Here is a 5344-nt window from a genome sequence, read left to right as displayed (position 1 = left end):
TGACCACGGTGGTGAGGTCGCGCACGATGCCGCTGAGCAGGCCGATCTCCACCGAGAGATCCTCGATGTCGGAGACCAGGGCCGCCCGGTCGGCATCCGGCCGCGCCGGCGCGCCGGTCTCCGCCTCGGTGCGCAACAGGCGCTTGGACAGGGTGTCGACCTCGCGCGAGAGCACGTCGCACCGCGTCTTCAGGGCGGCGGCGCGGGCATGGGCGGCGAGCGCCGCGAGGCCCGCGAGCGCGGCGAGCGCCAGCGCCCCGGCCTGCGGCAGGAACACCGCGAGCGGCCCGAGCACGACGGCGGCCAGGAGCCCGAAGGCCCAAAGGCTCGCATGCCGGCCGAGGAACCGGAACATCGCTAGGCTGGCACCTGACACGAGATACGCGGGACAATCCCCGGCCGGACCTGCCGGATCGGGGAGCACCGGCCGTTGTCGCCGAGGGCAGCCGACCCGGCAAGGCGGGCGGCTCCGCGCGGAGGCGGAATTCGCGGCGGTGTGACATTCCGCGGTCGCGCGGGGATTGCGGCCCGGCCCGCGGAGGCCGACATCCGTGCGGTCGCGACGACAGGAGATCCCATGGACGAGACCGCCGACCTTCTGATGCGCGTGGAGGGCATGACCTGCGACGGCTGCGCCGAGGCGGTGGCCCGCACCGTGCGCCGGCTCGATCCGGAGGCGACCGTCTCGGTCGACCGGGCCGAGGGGCGCGTCGCGATCCGGACCCGGGCGCAGAGCCTCGTGATCGCCGAGGCCTTGACCAAGGCCGGCTACACCGCGACCGCGATGACCGGCTGAGGCGTTCGGCCCGGCGGCGCGCCGCGCCTCCGAACCGCCTCGAAAACCAGCGAAAGTTAATTTGCGGGCGCGTCGAAAAATTTCGACGCGCATTTCCCCGCGCCTTGACGCACACTGGCTGGATCCTGCGTCGATCCTGCTTCAAGCACGGTCGCGATGCGGACGCACGGGCATCCGGCCGCCCTCGGGCCGGAAACCGGGGGCCGCTGGCGACACGACGCACAACAACGCGCCTCGTGCGGACCCAAGGTGAGGAAACCATGCCGTCAGACATCGAGATCGCCCGCGCGGCAACCCTGAAGCCGATCGCGCAGGTCGCGGAGAAGCTCGGCATCCCGGACGAGGCGCTGCACAATTACGGCAAGCACATCGCCAAGCTCGACCACGGCTTCATCGGCTCCCTGGAGGGCCGGCCCGAGGGCAAGCTGATCCTCGTCACCGCGATCTCGCCGACGCCCGCGGGCGAGGGCAAGACCACCACGACGGTCGGCCTCGGCGACGCGCTGAACCGCATCGGCCAGAAGACGATGATCTGCCTGCGCGAGCCCTCGCTCGGCCCCTGCTTCGGCATGAAGGGCGGGGCGGCCGGCGGCGGCAAGGCGCAGGTCGTGCCGATGGAGCAGATCAACCTGCACTTCACCGGCGACTTCCACGCCATCACCTCGGCCCACTCGCTGGCCGCCGCGCTGATCGACAACCACGTCTACTGGGCGAACGAGCTCAACATCGACGTGCGCCGCATCTTCTGGCGCCGCGTGGTCGACATGAACGACCGGGCCCTCCGCGCCATCACCCAGTCGCTCGGCGGCGTCGCCAACGGATTCCCGCGCGAGGACGGCTTCGACATCACGGTGGCTTCGGAGGTGATGGCGGTGTTCTGCCTCGCCAAGAACCTCGAGGATCTGGAGGAGCGGCTCGGCCGCATCGTCATCGCCGAGTCCCGCGACCGCAAGCTCATCACGCTGAAGGACGTGAAGGCCACGGGCGCGATGACCGTGCTCCTGAAGGACGCCCTGCAGCCGAACCTCGTGCAGACGCTGGAGGGCAATCCGGCCCTCATCCATGGCGGCCCCTTCGCCAACATCGCCCATGGCTGCAACTCGGTGATCGCGACCCGGGCCGGCCTCAGGCTCGCCGACTACACGGTGACGGAGGCGGGCTTCGGCGCCGATCTCGGCGCCGAGAAGTTCCTCGACATCAAGTGCCGGCAGGCGGGGATCAGCCCCTCGGCCGTCGTCATCGTCGCCACGGTCCGCGCGCTCAAGATGCACGGCGGCGTGAACAAGAAGGACCTCGGCTCCGAGAACATCGACGCGCTGGAGAAGGGCTTCGCGAACCTCGCGCGCCACGTCACCAACGTGCGCAATTTCGGCCTGCCGGTGGTGGTGGCGGTCAACCACTTCTACGCCGACACCGATGCCGAGCACGCCAGGCTGAAGGCGCTGTGCAGCGAGAAGCTCGGCGTCGAGGCCATCACATGCAAGCACTGGGCGGATGGGGGCGCGGGCGCCGAGCAGCTCGCCCATGCCGTGGTCCGGCTCGCCGAGGGCGGCGCGCAGCCGATCGCCTACGCCTACGAGACCGAGGCCAAGCTCACCGACAAGATCCGGGCAATCGCGACCAAGCTCTACGGGGCGGCCGACGTCCAGATCGAGTCCAAGGCCGCGCAGAAGCTCGCCGCCTTCGAGAAGGAAGGCTACGGCAACCTGCCGATCTGCATGGCCAAGACCCAGTACTCGTTCTCGACCGACCCCGCGCTGATCGGCGCCCCCGACGGCCATGTGGTGGCGGTGCGCGACGTGCGACTCTCGGCGGGCGCCGGCTTCGTGGTGGCGATCTGCGGAGAGATCATGACCATGCCGGGCCTGCCCCGGGTTCCGGCCGCCGACACGATCCGCCTCGACGCCAACGGGCAGATCGACGGCCTGTTCTGACGACTGTTCGGGAGATCGGGGCCGGCGCCGCCGGCCCTCACCCGCCCGCGCCGCGCCACAGCATCTTGATGCGCTGATCCGCCCGGTCGAGGCGCTCGGCCACGCCGCGGCGGGTGCAGGTCCCGATCGTGTCGCCGGCATGGAGGCCGAACACGCGGGCCTGGTCCCGGCAGGCGCCGAGGGGTGGCCACACCACGATCATCGTGACGACCAGGAGCAGGCCGACCGCGTCGATCGCGAGCCAGACGCGCCAGCCGGACCTCCGGCGGCCGCCCTGCCCGGCGCGGCTCCGCCGGCCGAGCAGGATTCCGGGCTTGGCCATGCGGGCCATGCGGTCACGGAACCGCTCGGCGACGAAGGCCTGTTCGCGCTCGGGTGGCAGCATCGCCATGGGTCAACCTGTCTGAAGCGCCTGCCCGCCGACCGGATGCGGGCGCGGCGGGACGAGGCGCGAAACGTCGATGGAGCGGAGCCGGGTCAGTCGATGGCCCGACGGATCAACTTGAGATTGTCTCCCAGGGACATGACGGCGCCGACGAGCGCGTCGCGGGCGCAGATTCCGGCCTGGAGAACCTGGATCAGGCTCTCGCCGCCCAGTTCCCGTCCGCCGGGGCGGCAATCGGCGACGTGGTAGCCGTAGAGCAGGATCGCCAACGGGGTCAGGATCAGGGCGAGGCGCAGGAGCCCGAACAGGCGTGAGAGGCGGCTCCGGCGGCGGGGCACGTCGCACCTGTCGTCCCACGCGGCGTCGCGGTCTCCCGCGTCGCGGCTGTCGGCGTATCGGTGCCCGGTGCCGTCCATGGATCCACGCGAACCCTACCCGTGCGGATCGATCCGCGCAGGCATGTTAGGTTTCAGACGTGAATCCTTTCCCAAACGCCATGCTTAAGCGGGCGTGAACAGGCCGGACGGGCGTTCAGGCGGCGAGCGCCCGGTTCACCGTGGCGCGCAGATCCGCCAGCGAGAACGGCTTGGTCAGCACGTCCGTGACGATGGCGTCGAGGCCGCGGGCGCGCTCGCGCTGGTCGGCGAAGCCCGTCATCAGCAGGATGGTCAGGTTCGGGAAGTCGCGCTTGGCCGCGAGCGCCAGGGCGATGCCGTCCATCAGCGGCATGCGGATGTCGGTGAGCATCAGGTCGAAGCCGCCATCGGCCTCGTTCAGCCGATCGAGCCCGTCGCTGCCGTCGATCGCGGTGACGACGGCGTGGCCGTCGATCTCCAGCCCCCGCTTGAGGAAGCCCCGAACCGTCTCCTCGTCATCCACGAGCAGGATGCGCGCCATGTCCGTCCGATTTCGTCCTGCCGTGAGAACCGCCTGACCGGCGACCGCTCGAAAGACACCGATGGAGCGGGCCGTCTGTCAAGCCGGGATTCATCAGGAGACGGCGCGAGCCGGTGCAAGAACCGGCCTGGAGGCAAAAATGCCGCGCTCGCTCCGTCGGTTCCGCCGGGTTCAGGACCCGTCGAACAGATCGGCGTCGGTGCTGTCGAAATCGACCACGCCGACGAAGGGCAGCTGCCGGAAGGCGTGGGCCGCATCCATGCCATAGCCGACCACGAACACGTCGGGGCAGGTGAAGCCGACGAAATCCGCATCCATGGTCACGGCGCGCTTGCCCGGCTTCTCCAGAAGCACCGCCGTCAGCACCCGCTGCGCGCCGCGGGCCATCAGCAGGTCCTTGGCGAAGACCAGGGTGCGGCCGGATTCCAGGATGTCGTCGATGAGGAGCACGTCGCGGCCTCGCACCTCGCTCTGCACGTCGCGCAGGATCTCGACCTGGCCGGAGGAGACGGTGCTGGTGCGGTAGCTCGACAGGTGGACGAACTCGACCTGCGGCGACAGGCCGGCCCGGTGCAGCGACCGCAACAGGTCTGCCGCGAACATGAAGCTGCCCTTGAGCACCGCCACCACGAGCAGGTTCTCAGGCTTGGCCGCGACGATCGAGGCCGCGATCTCCTCGTTGCGCCGGGCGATGGCGGCTTCGTCGAACAGGACGCGGACGCGGCGGGACGGTGTGGTCATGCCGCCTTAGACCATCTTTTCACGCAGGCGGCCACGGTCTTTTCACGCCAGCGGCGCGGCGCCGGGCCGGCCGGCTCTCACGGGTCCGGGGCCGGATCCTTCACGGCCGCCGAGGCCTCGGCGAAGCGCAGCTGCAGGCCCCGCGCCTTCGCGGGCGGGTCGGCGAAGCGCGCGCGGAAGCGGGCGGTCTCGCCCGCGGCGAGGCCGGAGCGGGGTGCCGGGATCTGCAGAATCCGCAAGGCCGTGCCGGCCTCGTCGCGCAGTTCGACCGCGAGCGGCGGGACCGGCATCGTGTCGCGGGCGAGGCCGACGAGGTCGCCCTCCACCACGAGCTCGGCCGGGCGTCCCGCCTCGGCGGGATTGCGGAAGGCGACCACGTCGCGGATCTCGAGGCCGCGCAGGTTCACCGGCAGGCCGAGGCGGGCGTAGAGACCGGCGCTCTGCGGCACCGCCCGCACCACCGAGGTCCGGGCGAGGCAGGCGAGCGGCAGCACGGCGGCGAGGGCGAGCCCGGCGGCGAGGGCCGGCGAGAGCGTCCTGCGCCGGGGGGTCTTCTTGGCGCGCGTCCGGGGCCCGCGGCGGCGCGGCGCG

The 5344-nt window shown here is 71.1% G+C and carries 6 protein-coding genes and 2 pseudogenes; 2 read left to right on the top strand and 6 right to left on the bottom strand.

The annotated features are described in order from the left end of the window. Positions 1 to 355 (bottom strand): annotated as a pseudogene (locus MET9862_RS28265) (EAL domain-containing protein); the annotation flags it as partial. Between the two features lie 222 nt (positions 356 to 577). Between MET9862_RS28265 and MET9862_RS28260 the strand changes: the two are divergent. Both MET9862_RS28260 and MET9862_RS28255 read left to right on the top strand, forming a co-directional pair. Further along, positions 578 to 796 carry a heavy-metal-associated domain-containing protein gene (locus MET9862_RS28260; protein ID WP_142586212.1) on the top strand — a complete coding sequence of 73 codons (219 nt, stop codon included), beginning with the start codon at positions 578 to 580 and terminating at the stop codon, positions 794 to 796. A gap of 260 nt (positions 797 to 1056) precedes the next feature. Continuing rightward, positions 1057 to 2730 (top strand): formate--tetrahydrofolate ligase, encoded by a 1674-nt coding sequence (locus MET9862_RS28255; protein WP_142586211.1) that lies wholly within the window; start codon positions 1057 to 1059, stop codon positions 2728 to 2730. A 37-nt stretch (positions 2731 to 2767) separates the two neighbouring features. On the opposite strand, the gene MET9862_RS28250 is transcribed toward MET9862_RS28255, so the two are convergent. The 5 genes and pseudogenes from MET9862_RS28250 to MET9862_RS28230 all read right to left on the bottom strand — a co-directional run. Further along, positions 2768 to 3121 carry a hypothetical protein gene (locus MET9862_RS28250; RefSeq protein ID WP_142586210.1) on the bottom strand — a complete coding sequence of 118 codons (354 nt, stop codon included), beginning with the start codon at positions 3119 to 3121 and terminating at the stop codon, positions 2768 to 2770. An 86-nt stretch (positions 3122 to 3207) separates the two neighbouring features. Beyond that, positions 3208 to 3453: a hypothetical protein gene (locus MET9862_RS28245; RefSeq protein ID WP_142586209.1), complete on the bottom strand. Its 246-nt coding sequence runs from the start codon at positions 3451 to 3453 to the stop codon at positions 3208 to 3210. A gap of 193 nt (positions 3454 to 3646) precedes the next feature. Continuing rightward, the gene (locus MET9862_RS28240; RefSeq protein ID WP_142586208.1) at positions 3647 to 4012 is read right to left on the bottom strand and encodes a response regulator; all 366 of its coding nucleotides are present in this window, start codon (positions 4010 to 4012) and stop codon (positions 3647 to 3649) included. Positions 4013 to 4183: 171 nt separating this feature from the next. Then, a complete protein-coding gene (hpt, locus tag MET9862_RS28235; protein WP_142586207.1) occupies positions 4184 to 4753 on the bottom strand; it encodes a hypoxanthine phosphoribosyltransferase in 570 nt (189 codons plus the stop codon). A 77-nt stretch (positions 4754 to 4830) separates the two neighbouring features. Beyond that, positions 4831 to 5344 (bottom strand): annotated as a pseudogene (locus MET9862_RS28230) (DUF3426 domain-containing protein); the annotation flags it as partial.

The sequence above is a fragment of the Methylobacterium symbioticum genome (assembly GCF_902141845.1).
GTDB lineage: Bacteria > Pseudomonadota > Alphaproteobacteria > Rhizobiales > Beijerinckiaceae > Methylobacterium > Methylobacterium symbioticum.
Note: the sequence above shows the minus strand (reverse complement) of the source record. Positions and strands in the feature narration are given on the sequence as shown.

What these genes read in the sequence shown, in the direction of transcription:
- MET9862_RS28260 (WP_142586212.1), top strand. Translation starts at nt 578, where the DNA reads ATGGACGAGACCGCCGACCTTCTGATGCGCGTGGAGGGCATGACCTGC.
- MET9862_RS28250 (WP_142586210.1), bottom strand. Translation starts at nt 3,121, where the DNA reads ATGGCGATGCTGCCACCCGAGCGCGAACAGGCCTTCGTCGCCGAGCGG.
- MET9862_RS28255 (WP_142586211.1), top strand. Translation starts at nt 1,057, where the DNA reads ATGCCGTCAGACATCGAGATCGCCCGCGCGGCAACCCTGAAGCCGATC.
- hpt (WP_142586207.1), bottom strand. Translation starts at nt 4,753, where the DNA reads ATGACCACACCGTCCCGCCGCGTCCGCGTCCTGTTCGACGAAGCCGCC.
- MET9862_RS28240 (WP_142586208.1), bottom strand. Translation starts at nt 4,012, where the DNA reads ATGGCGCGCATCCTGCTCGTGGATGACGAGGAGACGGTTCGGGGCTTC.